Annotated in this window: 18 protein-coding genes; 5 read left to right on the top strand and 13 right to left on the bottom strand. The window is 31.5% G+C overall.

Going from position 1 to position 19258, the window contains the following annotated elements; all coding sequences use genetic code 11:
- Positions 1 to 456: 456 nt before the first annotated feature.
- The gene (locus LQ694_RS08975; RefSeq protein WP_065381792.1) at positions 457 to 897 is read left to right on the top strand and encodes a YgzB family protein; all 441 of its coding nucleotides are present in this window, start codon (positions 457 to 459) and stop codon (positions 895 to 897) included.
- Positions 898 to 922: 25 nt separating this feature from the next.
- Here the strand turns inward: LQ694_RS08975 and perR are convergent, their stop codons facing one another.
- The 3 genes from perR to bcp form a co-directional block, all read right to left on the bottom strand.
- Positions 923 to 1375, bottom strand: a complete 453-nt coding sequence (gene perR / locus LQ694_RS08980; protein WP_025907200.1) for a peroxide-responsive transcriptional repressor PerR — start codon at positions 1373 to 1375, stop codon at positions 923 to 925.
- 78 nt (positions 1376 to 1453) lie between these two features.
- Entirely contained in the window at positions 1454 to 2407 is a 954-nt protein-coding gene (locus LQ694_RS08985; protein ID WP_218697372.1) for a phosphoglycerate dehydrogenase, read from the bottom strand.
- A gap of 5 nt (positions 2408 to 2412) precedes the next feature.
- Complete coding sequence (gene bcp / locus LQ694_RS08990; protein ID WP_049320370.1) at positions 2413 to 2871, bottom strand: thioredoxin-dependent thiol peroxidase; 459 nt, start codon at positions 2869 to 2871, stop codon at positions 2413 to 2415.
- A gap of 84 nt (positions 2872 to 2955) precedes the next feature.
- Here bcp and LQ694_RS08995 point away from each other — a divergent pair, with 84 nt between their 5' ends.
- Entirely contained in the window at positions 2956 to 4242 is a 1287-nt protein-coding gene (locus tag LQ694_RS08995; protein ID WP_096792103.1) for a glutamate-1-semialdehyde 2,1-aminomutase, read from the top strand.
- Positions 4243 to 4337: 95 nt separating this feature from the next.
- Complete coding sequence (locus LQ694_RS09000) at positions 4338 to 5432, top strand: FUSC family protein (RefSeq protein ID WP_025907193.1); 1095 nt, start codon at positions 4338 to 4340, stop codon at positions 5430 to 5432.
- 36 nt (positions 5433 to 5468) lie between these two features.
- On the opposite strand, the gene LQ694_RS09005 is transcribed toward LQ694_RS09000, so the two are convergent.
- From LQ694_RS09005 to mutY, 4 genes are all read right to left on the bottom strand, one after another.
- Positions 5469 to 7055, bottom strand: coding sequence for an FMN-binding glutamate synthase family protein (locus tag LQ694_RS09005; RefSeq protein WP_218697371.1), 1587 nt, complete (start codon positions 7053 to 7055; stop codon positions 5469 to 5471).
- Between the two features lie 66 nt (positions 7056 to 7121).
- On the bottom strand, positions 7122 to 8861 hold the full coding sequence (locus LQ694_RS09010; RefSeq protein WP_218697370.1) for an ABC transporter ATP-binding protein: 1740 nt from the start codon (positions 8859 to 8861) through the stop codon (positions 7122 to 7124).
- A 67-nt stretch (positions 8862 to 8928) separates the two neighbouring features.
- Positions 8929 to 9477, bottom strand: coding sequence for a nucleoside tri-diphosphate phosphatase (gene ntdP / locus LQ694_RS09015; protein WP_025907189.1), 549 nt, complete (start codon positions 9475 to 9477; stop codon positions 8929 to 8931).
- An 80-nt stretch (positions 9478 to 9557) separates the two neighbouring features.
- Positions 9558 to 10589: an A/G-specific adenine glycosylase gene (gene mutY, locus LQ694_RS09020; protein WP_048540691.1), complete on the bottom strand. Its 1032-nt coding sequence runs from the start codon at positions 10587 to 10589 to the stop codon at positions 9558 to 9560.
- A 93-nt stretch (positions 10590 to 10682) separates the two neighbouring features.
- On the opposite strand from mutY, the gene LQ694_RS09025 reads away from it, so the two are divergent.
- The gene (locus tag LQ694_RS09025; RefSeq protein WP_058611101.1) at positions 10683 to 11657 is read left to right on the top strand and encodes a metal-dependent hydrolase; all 975 of its coding nucleotides are present in this window, start codon (positions 10683 to 10685) and stop codon (positions 11655 to 11657) included.
- A gap of 48 nt (positions 11658 to 11705) precedes the next feature.
- Here LQ694_RS09025 and LQ694_RS09030 read toward each other — a convergent pair whose 3' ends face one another.
- The 5 genes from LQ694_RS09030 to sgtB form a co-directional block, all read right to left on the bottom strand.
- Entirely contained in the window at positions 11706 to 12476 is a 771-nt protein-coding gene (locus LQ694_RS09030) for an ABC transporter permease (RefSeq protein WP_096792101.1), read from the bottom strand.
- 9 nt (positions 12477 to 12485) lie between these two features.
- The gene (locus LQ694_RS09035; protein ID WP_025905624.1) at positions 12486 to 14033 is read right to left on the bottom strand and encodes an ABC transporter ATP-binding protein; all 1548 of its coding nucleotides are present in this window, start codon (positions 14031 to 14033) and stop codon (positions 12486 to 12488) included.
- Positions 14034 to 14045: 12 nt separating this feature from the next.
- Positions 14046 to 14363: a YfhH family protein gene (locus tag LQ694_RS09040; RefSeq protein WP_048540687.1), complete on the bottom strand. Its 318-nt coding sequence runs from the start codon at positions 14361 to 14363 to the stop codon at positions 14046 to 14048.
- The gene (gene recX / locus LQ694_RS09045) at positions 14356 to 15159 is read right to left on the bottom strand and encodes a recombination regulator RecX (protein WP_096792100.1); all 804 of its coding nucleotides are present in this window, start codon (positions 15157 to 15159) and stop codon (positions 14356 to 14358) included. Before recX ends, LQ694_RS09040 begins: the two co-directional genes overlap by 8 nt.
- Positions 15160 to 15241: 82 nt before the next feature.
- Positions 15242 to 16057 carry a monofunctional peptidoglycan glycosyltransferase SgtB gene (sgtB, locus tag LQ694_RS09050; RefSeq protein ID WP_065381788.1) on the bottom strand — a complete coding sequence of 272 codons (816 nt, stop codon included), beginning with the start codon at positions 16055 to 16057 and terminating at the stop codon, positions 15242 to 15244.
- Between the two features lie 161 nt (positions 16058 to 16218).
- On the opposite strand from sgtB, the gene LQ694_RS09055 reads away from it, so the two are divergent.
- The gene (locus LQ694_RS09055; RefSeq protein WP_218697367.1) at positions 16219 to 17952 is read left to right on the top strand and encodes a pyruvate oxidase; all 1734 of its coding nucleotides are present in this window, start codon (positions 16219 to 16221) and stop codon (positions 17950 to 17952) included.
- A 335-nt stretch (positions 17953 to 18287) separates the two neighbouring features.
- Here the strand turns inward: LQ694_RS09055 and LQ694_RS09060 are convergent, their stop codons facing one another.
- On the bottom strand, positions 18288 to 19172 hold the full coding sequence (locus LQ694_RS09060) for a nuclease-related domain-containing protein (RefSeq protein ID WP_196968532.1): 885 nt from the start codon (positions 19170 to 19172) through the stop codon (positions 18288 to 18290).
- Positions 19173 to 19258 lie beyond the last annotated feature (86 nt).

The raw sequence follows: 19258 nt of genomic DNA on the forward strand, positions 1-19258 counted from the left end.
TTGGTTAAGCCAATCACTCTGAAGTACTTTCAGTACTCAATTATTGGAATTAACGTTGACATATTGTCATTCAGTTTTCAATGTTCATTTTAATCGCTACAAGAAACAATTATACTAGTTATTAAATATCAAGTCAAGTATTATTTTTAAAAAATAATAATTTGTTTTGTTCGGTTTGACTCAGCTTTTCAAGTGGTCGTTTCCGTTTCAATCAACTTGCATAATTTATATTACATTGTTATTTAGTTAATTTCAAGCGTTAAATTTACACTTTATTAACCTTTTTAACAATCGTTTTATTTTGCGATGTCTGTCTGTTTTGACGACTTTTATATAATATCAAGATATATAGTTTACGTCAACGATTTATACAAACAAAATTGTGTATTATTTCGCTTTATTAGGGACTATATATTTTAATAGAAATTATGCTATACTTTATCAGTATTAATAAGTATGGAGGGAATAGATTTGAAGCTATTTCGCAAAAAACCTACTAGTAAAATAAATAGAATTAGATCTTTTGCATTAGGATTAATCTTCTTAGGTATGATTGTTATGTACATAGGTGTATTCTTCTTTTACTATTTTAAGAGTCAAATTGTATTTAGTATTTTCTTAGTTTTAGGAATGTTAGCTCTTGGTCTTTCATTTATAGTTTACTTTTGGATTGGCATGTTAAGTTCTCGAACTATACAAGTGCAATGTCCAAACTGTGATCACTATACAAAGATGTTAGGAAGAGCAGATATTTGTGCTAATTGTAATCAACCTCTTACATTAGATAAGAACTTAGAGGGTAGAGCCTTTAATCAAGATTATAATAATAAGCGCAAATCTAAGAAATTAGAAGAGCAGCAAGCTGAAGAACATACTGAAGAAAAGAAAAAAAGCTAAAGGCGACTGCCTTTAGCTTTTTGTATTATTTATTCTTATTTTGACATTCTGGACAAACACCATATATTTCCATTCTGTGGTGCGTTACTGAAAAACTCGTGACATGTTGTGCCAATTGTTCTACTTCATCTAATCGAGGATAATGAAAATCAGATATCTTACCACATTGATCACAGATAATATGATAGTGATTATGTGTTTCAAAATCAAAACGACTTGAAGCGTCACCGTATGTTAATTCTTTAACAAGCCCAGTTTCTTTAAAAACTTTTAAGTTATTATAAACTGTAGCAACACTCATATTTGGAAATTGTGGTGAAAGTGACTGATAAATTTCATCAGCAGTAGGATGACTATCTGTTTCGATTAAATATTGAAGTATCGATTGACGTTGTGGTGTAATTCGAACACCAGTACTTCTTAAAGTACCAATTGCATCGTCTAACATATGTTCAACATTCTCAATATTTTGTTGCATCCTTACACCCACCTTCTAATTTATAATGATTATTATTTATAATATATCCCTTTTAGTAGCATTTTGTCAAACAATTAATCAGTATCCCGCTTCTGAGTTAACGATGTTTATTAACTTATCTGACTCATCATTTTCTATATGTTTGAGATTTTCAATTAGAATATCTGTACTTCTCTTTAAATTATTAAGATCATTACCTGTAATATGAGCTGAGATAAACACATTATCTAAATCATATAGTAGAGAGTTTTCAGGTAATGGTTCTTCTTCAAATACATCTATAGAAGCATATCTAATATCTTTACTACTCAAAGCTTCATATAAGACACTTTCTGATACGACTGTACCTCTACCTACATTTATAAAATGTGTATCTTCATTCATTTGCTTAAAGTCCTCTTTTTGAAGTAAATGTATCGTTTCTTCTGTTTCAGGTAATACATTCACAATAAAGTCAGCTTTATGATATACATGACGTCTTTCTTCTATAGAATAAACTTCATCAAATCCAGGTACTTCATGTCCAGTTGTATTAATACCAATAACCTTCATATTAAATGCTTTAGCTACTTCAGCAGTTCTTTGAGGAATCTTACCTGTACCTAAAAATAAAATCGTCTTCTCATTTATTGAATCAGGTTTAAGCTTATGATTAAATTCACGTTTCTTTTGAAACTCGTATGAAGTTCTGAATAGTTTAATATCATTTAAAATATATGCAAAAATAAATTCAGCGATTTGAATAGCGTGTACCCCTCTTGCATTAGTTAATTTAATTCCTCTATCTTGTATATAATCTAAAGGTAATTGATTCACGCCTGTTGCAAACCATGCGATAAGTTTTATATTTTTACATTTATCTAAAAATGAAGGATTTACTTCTCCATGATAACTAACTAATATATCCACATCTTCTAAATCTTCATCGCGAGCTTCATTCGGATGCTTATAAAATATAAAATCTACATTAGGAAATGTTTCTTTTAATCTCTCTTCCTGTTCTTTTAGCCTCATTAAAGTAACGACTTTCATTTATATCATTCCTTTATAAAGTTTTTTAAGTCTTCAATTTGAGTTTTAACTTTCACTTTGTCTATTTTATGTATGACAGTACCTTCTTCATCTAAAACAAAAGTTGTTCTAACGATACCCATTGATTCTTTACCAAATGATTTCTTCAATTGATATACGCCTACTTCTTCAGAAAGTTTATAATCTTCATCTACTAGTAAATCAAAATTCAAATTATGTTTATTAGAGAAATTAGCATGTTTCTTTTCACTATCTCCACTAATACCATAAACTTTCGTATTTAACTCATTAAAATCTTCTAAGTTGTCTCTAAAATCACATGCTTCTGTCGTACATGTCGGTGTATTATCTCTAGGGTAAAAATAAACAACGACTTTAGATCCTTTTAAGTCCTCATTACTAATTAATTCACCATTTTGATTCTTTAAGTTGAAATCCGGAAATTTTTCACCAATTTGTATCATATTTTACACTCCTTATAAACGATAGATGTTTAATTTTATGATACGATATAAATGAAAATAATTAAATTAAAAGAGGTTGATAATATGGAATTTACAAAAAGTGAGTACTTACAAACACTTTCAAATGAATATATTCTCGGTGGTGTCAATTCACCATCTCGTTCGTATAAAGCTGTAGGTGGTGGCGCACCTGTAGTTATGCAAAAAGGTAAAGGTGCTTATTTTTACGATGTTGATGGCAACAAATATATTGACTATCTTCAAGCATATGGACCAATCATAGCTGGACATGCACACCCACATATTACGGAAGCCATTAAAGCTGCGGCTGAAGATGGTGTATTATTCGGTACACCTACTGAATATGAAATTACATTTGCTAAAAAACTACGTAACGCTATTCCATCGTTAGAAAAAATTAGATTTGTAAACTCTGGTACTGAAGCTGTTATGACAACAATTAGAGTTGCACGTGCATATACTAAACGAGATAAAATCATTAAATTCGCTGGATGTTATCACGGACATTCTGACTTAGTGCTTGTTGCTGCAGGAAGTGGCCCATCTCAACTTGGCACACCTGATTCTGCTGGTGTACCAAAAAGTGTGGCGCAAGAAGTTATTACAGTTCCATTTAATGATATAGATTCATTTAAAGAAGCTATGGAACATTGGGGAGATCAAGTTGCTGGTGTATTAGTAGAACCAATCGTCGGAAACTTTGGTATGGTTGAACCTAAAAAAGGCTTTTTAGAAGCAGTAAATGAAGTAACACATCAATACGGTGGTTTAGTCATTTATGATGAAGTCATTACAGCATTTAGATTCCATTATGGTGCTGCACAAGATTTATTAGGTGTTTATCCTGACTTAACAGCGTTTGGTAAAGTTATTGGAGGTGGCTTACCAATCGGTGCATACGGCGGACGCCAAGAAATCATGGAACATGTTGCACCACTTGGTCCAGCATACCAAGCAGGTACAATGGCAGGTAACCCACTTTCTATGAGGGCTGGTATTGCATTATTAGAAGTATTAGAACAACCTGGTGTTTACGATAAATTAGATCAATTAGGTCAACAATTAGAAGAAGGTTTATTAGAATTAATTAAAAAACATAACGTTAAAGCAACAGTTAATAGAATCAAGGGTGCTTTAACACTTTACTTTACAGACGAAAAAGTTGAAAATTATGTTCAAGCGGAAAACACTGACGGTGAACGGTTCGCAAAATTCTTTAAGTTAATGTTAAATCAAGGTATTAATTTAGCACCTTCTAAATATGAAGCATGGTTCTTAACGACTGAACATACTGAAGAAGACATAAATCAAACATTAAATGCAATTGATTACGCTTTCTCTCAATTATAAACTTGAAAAGTTAGCCAAAACGTTGTATAACCAATATATACTAGGCTTGTGATATTTGTTACAACCCTGTTTTAAAAACAAAAAGGAATGGTTTTATGAAATTTGGGGCAAGAATATTTAAAACTGGTATCGCGATTGTCCTAGCAATATTTATAGCTAATTTACTGCCAGGACCAGCAATGATAACATCAATAGCTGGTGTTGCTGCAATGGTCGCCATGCAACCAAGTGTCTATCGTTCGTTCAAAACGATTGTAGAACAATTTCAAGGTAATGTTATTGGTGCGATTACAGCTGTTGCCATATTCTCTATATTTGGGAACAATGTTGTATTTATCGGTTTAACAGCGATTATCATTATTTCAATACTTTACAAATTTAATCTACAACATGTTTCTAACTTAGCAGTTGTTACAGCTTTAATCATACTTGGACATCACGAAGGAGATTTCTATATCTCTGCATTCTATCGTTTCGTCTTAGTTATGATTGGTGTATTAAGTGCTTTCCTTGTTAACTTTACGTTTCTACCACCGAAATTCGAAACTAAAATGTATTATAACTCACTCAATATTTCTACTGACATCTTTAAATGGTTTAGATTAGTGTTAAATGGTACAACTGAATTTCACTACGTAAAGCAAGATTTAGAAACAATTAGAACACGTATCGTAAAGCTTGAGCAATTTTATTTATATTATAAAGAAGAAAGAGCCTACACAAAGAAACAAGCTTTTAGCCAAATGCGTAAGAAGATTCTTTTCAAAGAGATTATTGCATCAACACGAAGAGCATACGAAGTTTTAAGAAAAATGAATCGTTACGAAAACGATATTCATAACTTAAATGATGATCTCAAAGTACAAATGAAGTTTGAACTGGATGAACTGATGGCACAGCATGAACAAATATTAGTAAGGATATCACAAAAAGCTAAACACGAAATTGATCAAGTTCCAGATTATTTAGTAGAACCTTATAAAGAAGATTTAATGGAAATATTCATTAAAGATATTATGGAAAATCCTGATCAAGAAGATTACTATATTGAGAATGTCATGCAAGTTATTTCAGCTATGTTAGATTATAAAGCGACTATTTTACATTTAGACAAATTATCTTCTAGTTATTTCAAATTTCATCCAGAAGATAGCGACATTCAAATTGAAGATGAAGATTTTGATCTATAAAAATAGACCTGAACAGAAAACTGTTCAGGTCTATTTTTATTGCTCTTTATATATTGATTTTTTATATTGATTAACATTCATGACGTTACCATTAGCACTTCTATATAATAAGTGGTTCTCATTTATTTGATTGGGACTTTTCACACCTACTGCTGCAGCTAAATTAAATAATCCTTCATGTAAACTCACAATATAATTTGAAACTCTGTATTCTTTTTCTGATACAACTAAGGCTGATTCTTTTTTTGGATCTGTAGTAGCTACACCTACCGGACAATTGTTTGTATGACATTGTTGAGCCATAATACAACCAACATTAATCATTAAACTTCTTGCTACATTAACGAGATCCGCGCCTAACGCTAAAGCAATCGCTATTTGATCTGGTGTGATGAGTTTTCCAGATGCAAAAACTTTCACTTTATCTCTTATTCTAAATTTTTTAAGTTCTACATCTAATATTGGCAATGCTGAAAATAATGGCAAACCAACAGTATCGACAAGCTCTTGATAAGTCGCTCCTGTTCCACCTTCTCCACCATCAACTGTAATAAAATCAGGAATAATGTTTGATGAAACCATTTCATGAATTAATTTCTTTAAATCATTTATATTTCCGACAACTAATTTAATACCAACTGGTTTATCAGATAGTTCTCTCAACCTCTGGACAAATTGTAACAACTCTTTATTATTATGAAGAAATTCAAATCTATTGGGTGAGTTAACTGTTTCAAAAGGCGTTACATTTCTAATTTCAGCAATTTCTTCTGTTACTTTTGCCCCTTCAATATGTCCGCCTCTCGTCTTGGCACCTTGCGCTAACTTTAATTCAAATGCCTTAACTTGTTTCATGTTGGCTTTTTCAATAAATTCTGTCTCATCGAAATTCCCCTCTTTATCTCGAACGCCAAATAAACCTGGTCCTATTTGAAAGATGATATCACAACCTCCACTTAAATGATGATCGCTTAATCCTCCTTCTCCTGTATTCATCCATGAACCGCTTCTGCCCAATCCTTTTGACAATGCAGTAATCGCATTTTTACCGAGTGCCCCATAACTCATACCTGATTGTCCAAACAATCTATTAACGATAAAGGGATGTTTTAAGTCATCACCTATAATAATTTGATTGTCTGATGTTAATTTATATGGATCAACATCTTTTTGTTTTTGTTCTTCTTTACGATCAAAAAGCCCTTCATTAGAAATTTCATAAATAAAAGTAGACATTTGTTCATCTTGGTTAATTTCTAATTCATCATGGTCTACTGGAAACATAGTATTTTGTAAATAGAATCCTGGCTCTTCAAATTTTCTCAACGATCCAAAACTTTCGATTCTATTTTTATATTTACCTGGCATGACGATATTTAAATACTGTTTTCTTGAAAATGGTTTTCCAGCATTATCATTTAGTATTAAATACTGCCTAAGTTCTGGTCCTATACTCTCTAAAAAGTACCGTACTCTACCAAGAACCGGGTAATTTCTTAAAACACTATGATGCTTTTGTCTTTTATCTATCACATACAAAGAAATACAAGCAATAATACCACCAATAATGATGACAAAGAATAGAATATTCACAATCAATTGTAGTATGCTTAATAAAGTCATAAAAATTCCCCCTCAGTCTATCTCTATTAAATTAATAATAGCATAGAATGAGGGGGTGTTGTAATTTTACCCGAATGATTGAATATTATATAAGTTGTAATAACTGCCTTGTGCTGCCATTAATTCTTTATGTGAACCAACTTCTTCAATTTGTCCATTTTGAATAACAACTATTTTATCTGCATGTGTAATCGTTGATAATCGATGCGCAACTATTAAAGTCGTTCTTTCAGTACTTAATATTTCAAGTGCATCTTGAATAATTTTTTCACTTTCTAAATCAAGTGCACTCGTCGCTTCATCAAGTACTAATACAGGAGGGTTATTCAAGAATATTCTTGCAATAGAAACTCTTTGTTTTTGTCCACCTGATAATTTCACACCACGTTCGCCGACCTCTGTATCATAACCATTTGGCAACGACATAATAAAGTCATGTGCATTCGCTTTTTTACTTGCCTCTATAACTTCTTCATCAGATGCATCTGGTTTACCTAATAAGATATTTTCTTTTATAGAATCAGAGAATAAAATATTATCTTGTTCTACCATACCTACTTGATTTCTAAGACTTTCAGTTGTGAAATCTTTAACGTTATGATTATCAATACTAATGCTACCTTTCGTCACATCATAGAATCTAGGCAGTAAACTAATAAGTGTTGATTTACCGCCACCACTCATACCTACAAATGCGACCGTTTCACCTTTATTAATATCTAAGTTAATATGTTTAAGTACTTCATCTTCATAATCATTATATTTAAATGATACGTCATCAAACGTAATGCGCCCTTCTTTAATGACAATGTCTTGTGCGTCATCTTCATTTTTGACATCATATTTTTCATCAAACAAATGAAATACTCTGTCCATTGACGCGATACTTTGCGTTAAAGTTGTAGATGATGAAACCAATCTTCTTAAAGGTCCATATAACTGTTCAAGATATGCTACAAATGCTGCTAATGTCCCAACAGTTAAATTCCCTTGAATAACAAGAAAACCACCGATACCTACTACTAATAATGGACCTATATCTGTAACTGTATTAATAACTGCAAATGATTTAGCATTCCATTTCGTATGATCAGTTGCTTTAGTTAAGAAGTTTTGGTTTCTTTTATCAAATCGTTTTTCTTCATTTTTTTCAATAGCAAAACTTTTGATAACAGACATCCCTGAAACGCGTTCATGAAGAAATCCTTGAAGTTCTGCTAAACTTTGCGATCTTCTTCTCGTCAAACTTCGTAATTTTCCGAAGAAGTAATAAATGCTAAATATAAATACTGGGAAAATCGCAATTGCCGTAAATGTTAATTTAATATCTAAAACAAACATAATACTTAATGCGATGACGATAGTTACTAAATCTAACCAAACATTCATAAGTCCTGTAAGAATAAAGTCTTTAGTTTGTTCTACGTCATTAATCACTCTTGATATAACTTCCCCTGCTTTATTATTAGCATAAAATCTTGAGCTTAATGCCTGTAAATGTGTGTATAATTTTTTTCGAATATCATACAGAATTTTATTAGATGTCCATTGTGCTAAATATTGTCTGAAGTATTCTATAGGTGGTCTTAGTACAACAAATATGAATCCCATAATTAACATTGCATATGTTAATTTTTCTGTTTTTTGTCCAATTGATAGTGCGCCATTATTAATAACATCATCGATTACATATTTAATCAGTAATGGAAGTAATAATGGGATACCAAATTTTAAAATTCCAATGATAATCGTACCTACAATATGCCATTTGTATGGTTTTACGAATTGTAAATACCTTTTAATCATTACTGTTCCCCCAATCTTAGTCCAAACGAAACAGCCTAGCTTTAGCTAGGCTGTGATATTTTCATTCTCAAGAATTACGTCTATCAATTGAATGAAATCTTTCTTGCCAAACTTTAATAAAGTCTGGCGCAAATGGTCCTTTCTTGCGTTCAATCCATTGTTGTAGAATATCAACATTTCTTCTAAGTATTACATCAATGTCTTTAGGATAATTCATTTGCTTCATATGTTGTTTATATTCGTCTTCATCCAACAAATGATATTTGCCGCTTGGATAAACTTTAATGTCTAAATCATAATCGATATATTTAATCGCTTCCTCATCACAAACAAATGGTGATGATAAATTACAATAATAATAAACACCGTCTTCGCGGAACATACAAATGACGTTAAACCAATATTCTGAATGGAAATAAACAATCGCTGGTTCCCTTGTCACCCAAGTTCTACCATCACTTTCTGTTACGAGTGTACGATTATTTCCACCGATAATAACATGACTCGTACCTTTAAGAATTGTTGTTTCAGACCACACACGATGTATATTACCATCATGTTTATAACTTTGTATTTTAATTACTTGGCCTTCTTTTGGTATGGATTCTTTGACCATGTTCCACACCACCTTTTAAATATTTACCAAGTTATTATATCATATTTAAATAAATAAGCTAAAATTATGTTTCTTATCCTTTATCCGTTGAGCTGATTAAAAATTTTACTCATAGATGTTGAAAATGATAACTGGTCTTTTTCTTCTTTTTTAATCCATTTATATGGGTAATCAAATTCACTTTTTTGAGTATGGGCACGGTATACATTCATATTCCATGTCATATGTGTAAAAACATGCTTAGTTGTAAATTCAGGCGTTTGATCAATATCAATGACTGCATCTAATGTTTCTTCAATGCTGTGTATACTTTCATCAGCCTCAAACATTGGAAATTCCCACATGCCATTCAATAATTTCGTATCTCTTTGGCGTACTAATATCTCTCCAGAACGATTCGTGATATATAATACGTTAAAGTCAATTGTCTTTTTCTTTATTTTTTTCTTTTTAACTGGTAATTCCTCTACTACACCATTAGCAAATGCATAACAATGTTTTTGAACAGGACACATAATACATAAAGTCTTTTTAGGTGTACAAATGGTTGCGCCCAATTCCATCATTGCTTGATTAAAATCTCCGGAATGTTCTTCTACAAATGGCTGTAATTCATCTTCGTATAATTTTTTAGTCTTCGGCGCAGCTATATCACTGTCATTACCAGTCAATCTACTCCACACTCTTAACACATTACCATCAACTGCTGGAATCGGATGATTATGGACGATACTCATAACTGCTGCATTTGTATATGGGCCAACGCCTTTTAATTTTTTAAAATCATCTGGGTTATCTGGAACTACTCCGTGATAACTATGGTGAACTTCTTTAACCGCTTCTTGAAAATTTCTAACCCTAGAATAATAACCTAAACCTTCCCAATATTTAAGTACATCTTCTTCGTTTGCTTCACTTAAACTTTCTATAGTTGGAAAACGCTCAATAAAAGCTTTGTAATATGGTCGAACAGTATTAACCTGTGTTTGTTGTAACATTACTTCACTTAACCAAATATAATATGGATTTGATGTTTCTCTCCATGGCATTTGTCGTTTATTTTTATGAAACCAATTAAGCAAATCGTCTTTAAATTGTTTCGTTTCTATCATTTATGACACTACTTTCTTGTGAATTGCTTTCAGATTACTATGCATATGCTATATAATATATATCATATAGATTAAAGTAAAGTGGTGATTTTTATGGATACTGGTACACACGTTGTTATGGGTGTTGCGTTAACTGGTCTTGCGACATTAGATCCACATGTTACACCTACATTTGCTGCAGTGGCAACTGGTATAATGGTTGGATCACAAATACCTGATATCGATACAGTATTAAAATTAAAAAATAATGCGATATATGTTAAAAACCATAGAGGTATTACACATTCTATACCTTTTACATTATTATGGCCTCTAATATTAACGTTTCTAATATTTGTTATCTTTCCAGGAGTAGATGTCTTGCATATTTGGTTATGGACGCAATTTGCCGTATTCTTTCATGTTTTTGTAGATATTTTTAATTCATATGGTACACAGGCGCTCAGACCGATATCTAATAAATGGATTCAGTTAAGTATTATCAATACGTTCGACCCCATTATCTTTGTAGCACACTTAGTTGCCATACTGTTCTGGACACTTGGTGTAAATGCTGGCATTGCCTTTGGTACATTATACTTCTTGTTAATATTCTATTATATTGTTCGATTCATATTACAAAAAGCGATAAAAGACCAAGCTTTAAAACAAATACAACAAGAAGATAATCCCGTTAAAATATTTGTTGCACCCACAATACGATTTATGGAATGGCGTATAGCTATTCAAACTGAAACACATGATTACGTTGGACGCAGTTATGGTCGAAACGTAGCATTTAATGATGTGTTCAAAAGACAAGCATTCCCGAATGACCATATAATGGCTTATGCTAAATATGATGAAAATTTAAGATCATTCTTAAATTTCAGTTCTATTTATCGATGGGAAGTTACAAGAATAGATAAACAAACAACAGAACTAAGATTTATTGATTTAAGATATTTGAAGAATGGTCATTACCCATTTGTAGCTATTTTGCATTTAGACGATGATATGAAAGTGACAAATTCATATATTGGCTGGGTATTTACCGAAGAAAAATTAATGAAAAAACTTGAAGCTTAGAAATACAAATAAGGCTGAGACGAATTAATCGTCTCAGCCTTATTTGTTTTATTTAAAGTATTCAGTTTTATAAGCTTTATTAATATTGATCCAAGCTAAATAGATAAATGCTACTTCAAAATAGAATAGAATATGATATGGCAAATTCGTAACGGATGCGTTACCTAACACCATTGATTGTTGGAACCCATTAATAATATAGAATAATGGATTGAGTTTTAAGACATTGACCCAAACTGCATACATATTATTAGGTACGTACAATATCGGTACGACAAATAATAATACAATCAATAATCCGAAAACAATAAATCGTGCAGAATATACATATTTACCAAACACGCCAATAATAGATGCTACTGGTACAAGTAATATGTATGCCATAACTAAATAATAGAAAAATCCTAAATGGTTAATTTCGATTAAATTTGATGTCGAAAAAGTTGAAACTATCCCTGTAAGTGTTACAACAATTAAGAACATAATCATCGTTAAAAATACTTGTGAAGAAGCACCTACATAGTATGGTACCGACAATCTATTATAAAGTGCCCCTTGCTTTCTGACTGTCTTTTCAGAATTGAAAAGTGATAAAAAGACCCACATGTAAGCGAAAAAGCCAACCAACTTATAATAAGATGTTGATTGTTGTACATCTATCGCATCAGTAATCCATAACTTCAAATATGTGAAGATCAATAATACTAACATGATAGCAAAAGCAGATACATAATATTTATAATGAGTTTTAACTTCATAGAAGCAATATTTAAGCATATGTGGAAAATGTTTAATATGTTGTTCAAATAATTCGTTCATATTGACCTCCTATAATTGTATAAAAATCCATTTGTTTTCTGCTAAGTCTGCTATCATAAAGCCATCTCTTGATTTAACGACCCAAGTGTCACTTGAAATATTATATTTCTTAACTAATTTTGCTTTGTTTTTCATATCAAATGTAAAACCAGTTAATTGATTGTCACTGTCGAAAACCATATGTACTTTTTGGCCTTCCATTTGTTCATTAAATCGGTTTGCCTTATCAGCTGTGATCGTCTCAGAAACTTTCTTATGTGATTTATGCATAAAACTGTTATAAAAATCAATATAATTTAAATAACTATCATCAACATAATCTTCTAAATCTGACCAATCAACGTCTTCATATAGTCCAGCCGGATTGAAAAAGTACAAGTTATTCTTCTTAGAGATATAAGTCTTATCATCTACTTCAAGTCTATAATTAGATTGATTTTCACCTGTTACATCTACAAAACTATATTGAGGTAATTTCAACTTTGAACCTTTGGATGAAGGTGTAAGTTCTGTATCATGTTTCAACGATAGGACATAAGCTGACTTATCTATGTATTTAGGTTCACTGTTTGTTGTGATGACCTGTTTGGATGTAACTTCTTTTTCTGTCGGAGAGCTTCCTACACCTATAAACATAAATAGTGCTGCTAATGTAGCACCAAAGATAAATGTTAAGCCATAAAATATCATTTTCTCAATAGATTTCGGCACTCTACCGTATTGATATTTACGCATTCTTTTATAACCTTCGCCATGCGCTATAGGTAGTTCTTGTTGAGCCATCTTCCATTTTAGATCGTAAAGTTCTTTTTGGTCTTTATCTTGAATTTGATTATATTTCTTATGATATTCTCGGTAGTGACCCAACACTTCTTTAACGGTACCTTCTTTTCTAACTTGACCATAAGTTAACCAGATAAGATAATTACTCATCTTCTCTATTGAATGAATATGGTCATCAATTACGACAGCTGCACGATCATATTCTTTTTGTTCATTTAAAAATTCATGGAACTTCTTCTGAAATGATTCGTCTAAGTATTGAATGATGTTAGTAAAAATTGCAACAGTAGGTCTCATATATTTGGCTATACTAACTAATAATTGAGCATATTCCGCTTCATTTATATCTTGGCACGTCTTTGAAGCTTTATCCGATAATTTTGCAAAGCTTAATATTTGTCTTTGAATCGTCGTAATATCTCTAATTTCAACACCTGATAAACTCAAAGTACGAATGATCATTTCATTTAAAGTTTGATGATCATCAGCTTTATGCCTAACATCTGCTAAAAATGTTTGGGCATGATTTGTTACTTTACCTAAATTAGGTGCAACTTCTTTAATCATTAATTTACTAATCATTTCTTTACCAGATTGATCATCACCGATAATACCTAGCACTTCACCTCTATAAAGATGCACGGTAACATTTTTAAGTACAATGTCTTTATTAAGGTGCTTTAACTTAAATAATGATTTAAATTTATTCTGTTCTTTGCTTATATAATAATATTTAGTTGCGTTAACAACTCTTAGTAATATTTGCTGTGTCATTCTGCACCACCATTATAGTTGTAGAAGACTTACAGGAATGCCTTCTTCAATTTTTGATCCTTTTAATCTAAATCCCCAAGCAAATACACCATTAATGCGTTCTACTTTAAAGTAACTAGGTGTGTCACCTACTAAGCCATATACTTTTCCTACTTCTATTTTTGAAGTGTCGACAAGGTAACTTTCTGCTATGAGCGCTTTTCTCTTATATACTTCATATTCATTTAGTATACCCATCATTTCTGATTTTCTCATCTTTTCGCGATATTCAGCAATTGCGTTTTTAAGTTCATATTCTGTCATTTCAACAAATTTTTTATCATTATTCATCTACAATACCACTTTCTACTAATTTGTCATTAATCATTTCAAATGTATACCCTTTTCTTACGAGTGCTTGAATAACATGTGACTTAAGTTCATATCCATTATATTTCTTTTGATATTTATTATATACCTTTTCCAAATCTTTCATCAAAATATTTTCAACATCATCAGATGTCGGTTCAATATTCAAATCTGTTAGATGTTCATTGATTAATGAAAAGGCATAGCCTCTTTGTTGAAGTGTTTGGACAATCGTTTGCTTTAAACGGTTAGGAGGTTGTTTCTTTTTTTGCATAATCTTCTTGGCGATGTTCGGAATTCGATCTTCTGCCATTTCCATTTCAAACTTTTCTTTGAATTCGTATACTAAATCTTGTTCTATACCTTTTTCTTTAGCTACTCTTTCAAAATGGTCAGGACCTTTATCAGTTGTTTTTAAAATGGTGTTTTTTAAACTTTCAATATAATCTTTATGGTCTATGTATTTATTAGATTCACAATACTCTATCACGCTATCAATTAAGTCACTGCCATATTCTTTGTCTGTTAAATATTTTTCTACTTCATATTTCGTACGCTTTTTATGAGATAAATAGACAATGGCTTGATTAAGTGCCTGTCTATATTGATCGTAGTCCTTAATTTCTTGTAACTTACTTTTTGTAATTTCTAAATCTTTTCTTAAATTAAAGTAGATGTATGTTGCTTGATCAATACCCATTTCAAATTCATTATTAATAAATAAATTTAAACGTTCTTTGTTTTTCTTTTGTACTTCAAGTTTAGTTATTTTAAGCATTTTACACCCCTCCACACATATATATAGGATACAATAAAACACACTGAGTTTAAAAGTTTAATCTCTTAACTCAGTGTGTTTATTATTGGTTTAATTCATTTATAGCTTGTGTATACTCTGATTCAGAAATATAATTCTGTTGTTTCATTTTTTCAAGCGTTGTTTTGATACGTGTCATGTAACTATCACTAATATTATTAATATCAAAATTGGATGGTGCATTTACAACACTTGCTAATATTGCACTTTGTAATACCGATACTTGAGGAAGGTTTGGATTATTCTTATCGACTGTTGCACCGAAGTAATAATTTGCCGCTTCTTCAATCGTATAATTATTTTGACCGAAATAGATATTATTAACGTAATAACTCAAAATATCATTCTTACTATACTTATCTTCAACACGTTTCGCGACAAACATCTCTTTCACTTTTCTTGTCAGTTGCGTTTCATTCGTATAGAAATAGTTTTTAACGACTTGTTGCGTAATCGTACTACCACCTTGCGTAAGTTCACCATTTTTCAAACTTACAGCAAGTGCACGTGATACACCTCTTATGTCAATTCCATCATGATCATAAAATCGTTTATCTTCGACCGCTACAAAAGCATTTTTAGTATAATCAGGCATATCTTCAACTTGAACATAAGATTGTTTATCTTCAATTTTAACTAAATCATCTACATCAGATGTTCTTGACCACATATACATTACTGCTAAATAAAAAACAATCGCTAGTATAATAAGTATTGTTACAAGACCAAATAGCTTTGAAATTCTTTTTCTCTTTCTCGGCTGTACAGGTTCTTGATAATAATGTTGATATCTTCTATATTGAACTTCTTCTGAATTAGGTTGTGGTATTTCATTCTTCTTATTCTTAAATATCCCCATCTGTAATCTCCCTTATTCATATTTCTTACATCATTATAGCTTGTAATAATGATTTTAAACACTTCTTTTTACTGAAAAACGACAAAATCAGTCCTGAGTCTTATTTATAAGTATAACTTTTAGCGTATTTGGGTATAGATAACGATAAGGAGGAATTTTATATGGCAAAAATTAAAGCAAACAAAGCACTCGTACAAGTCTTAAAGAATTGGCAAATTGACCACGTATATGGCATACCTGGTGATTCAATAGATAAAGTCGTAGATGCACTTAAAACAGAAGAAGATAACATTAAATTCTATGATGTAAGACACGAAGAAGTTGCAACTTTAGCTGCTAGTAGTTATGCCAAATTAACAGGCAAAATAGCAGTAGCATTAAGTATTGGTGGTCCAGGCGCAATACATATGTTAAATGGTATGTATGACGCTAAAATGGATAATGTCCCTATGCTCGTTTTAGCAGGACAAACAGATTCGAAACTATTGGGCACAAAATTCTTCCAAGAAGTTAATTTAACTGCCCTTTTCGAAGATGTAGCCGTTTATAATAAACAGTTAGAATCTGCTGAAAATGTACATGAAATTGTAGATGAAGCAATCAAAACTGCATATGCTAAAAAAGGCGTTGCAGTATTGACGATTCCAAGTGATGTTCTAGGTGAAAAAATTGAAGATAATGTTCCTAGAGAAACTTATAAATTTGAAAATGCAGTAACTTACGCTAAAGATGAAAACGTTAAAAAAGCTGCAGAACTTATAAATAAAAGTGAAAAACCGGTCGTCTTGACTGGTGTTGGTGCTAAAGATGCCAAAGACGAATTACTTAATTTCTTAGATCATATCGATGCGCCTGGTTTAATTACATTACCAGCAAAAGGTATCATACCGGATAAACATCCTAATTTCATGGGTAACTTAGGTAAAATCGGTACTAAACCAGCATTTGAAGCATCTAAAGATGCTGATTTATTAATTTTAGTCGGTACGAATTATCCATATGTAGATTATTTACCTGATAAAGATATACCATGTATACAAATTGATATTAATCAAACAAATATCGGCAAACGTTTTAATGTCGATGTCGGATTAATTGGCGACACAAAAAATGTACTATCTGCTTTAACAGAAGCGTCTGAAAAAGTAACCGGCCGTAAATTCTTAAAAGCATGCCAAGAAAATATGAAAGCATGGAACAGATGGTTAGAAGAAGATAGAAACAATGATAGCAAACCAATTAGACCAGAATTATTAATGTCTGAAATAGAAAAAATTTCAACAGATGACACTGTATTTTCAGTTGATGTCGGAACTTCAACAGTATGGAGTACACGATATTTACAACTCGGTCACAACCACAAATTTATCACGTCATCTTGGTTAGGCACGATGGGCTGTGCATTACCAGGTGCAATAGCAAGTAAAGTCGCAAATCCAGATAAGCAAGCCATTGCTATCACTGGTGACGGTGGATTTGCGATGGTTATGCAAGACTTCGTTACAGCGGTACAATATAAACTACCAATTATCGTCGTTGTTCTGAATAACCAAGAATTAGCATTCATAAAATATGAACAACAAGCAGCCGGTGAATTAGAATACGCTATTGATTTAGGCGATATCGACTTCGCTAAATTTGCAGATAGTTGTGGCGGTATAGGCTATAATGTCGTAGATGTAGAAGATATTGCCCCTACACTTGAAAAATCTAAAAATGCAAATAAACCTGTTGTTGTAAACGTAAAAGTAGATCCAGATGCTGCCCCATTACCAGGTAAAATAATATGGGACGAAGCAAAAGGATATGCAAAATTCGAAATTAGAACAGCATTAGAAGAAAACAGACTCGAAAAAATGCCACCACTTAAAACACTTATAAGAAGATTCTTCTAATAAAAATAAAGAAGCAGTGAAGTTTAAGGCAAACTTCACTGCTTTTTGTGTTGGATTAAATTTAAGTATTTTCAATAAAAATTTAAAATAGCGCGCTTTGATGTGGAATTGTATAGATTGTGATGAGAATTGTTAGGGACATATTTGGGAATTATAGTAATTAGAACGCTGTAACTATCAATATTCTGAATTCTGGTAATTAGAACGCTCTTATTTCCATTATTTCGCATTCTGGTAATTAGAACGCTGTAACTGCCATTATTTCGAATTCTGGTAATTAGAATCCGCTTACTTCCACTATTCTGAATTCTGGTAATTAGCTAACTCATCTCACGCTAAATATAGAATTTCTTATACCTTTTTCCTATACTTTTAAAGTTTTGCTCACATACTCTTCGAATTGTAGAACTACTATTCCCTCCTAACCACCATACTGCTTCGGTGATTGTGAATGGCTCTTGTTTTAAATAATACAGTTCTTGCAAATTATATTCATAGACATACTTTTTATCCATTACGTTCTCGCAATATTGGCATGTACATTTCTGTTTGTCTTGTTCAATTTTTACAGTGAACATGCGATTACATCTAGGACATTTGATACCTGGCTTGATGTGTTCAAACGGTATTGTCACACCTTTATTGTATTGCGCATCAAATGAACTTCTTACTGTTAATAGCTTCTGCTTAATTCTTTGATTTTCTGATTGATTTTGATTTTTAAAAAGTTGGGTAAGTGAGCCTAATTCTGAGGGTAAGATTACTTGATCTTTTATGAGGTTTTTATTTTTGAAGTTAAAGTAAGGATTGGTAAAGACTAATTTTGAAACAACGGGTTTATCAATTTCTAAATAGTGACATAGTTTATTAAATTCATTTCTAGCTCTTTCCATTTGTATCAACGGTGAGGTAAATGAACTTCCAAAATTATTTTTTAATAGCGTGTCTTCCAAATAATAAATGCCTTTATAATTTTTTACCTCGAACAAATATATTGCATGATCATCGATGACGATTTTATCTATTTGAACTTGACTGTTGAATGTAAATTGAAAGTCATTCATATATACGATATCCGTATCACAATTTAAAATAGCATTAAAATAGTTTTCACCATAGTTTCCACTTGATTTATTTTGAATTGATTTCAAAATATTTTCGGTTAATTTAGCGCGCCCTATTAATGATTGAAAATACTTTGTATCATACTTACTTTCCATAAACCACGCTCCTTATATATTATAAAAAAATTATATAATAGCACGCACAAAAAAACCACTCACTATAAAAGTGAGTGGCTCATCAA

Source organism: Mammaliicoccus sp. P-M58 (assembly GCF_022386165.1).
Lineage (GTDB): Bacteria > Bacillota > Bacilli > Staphylococcales > Staphylococcaceae > Mammaliicoccus > Mammaliicoccus sciuri.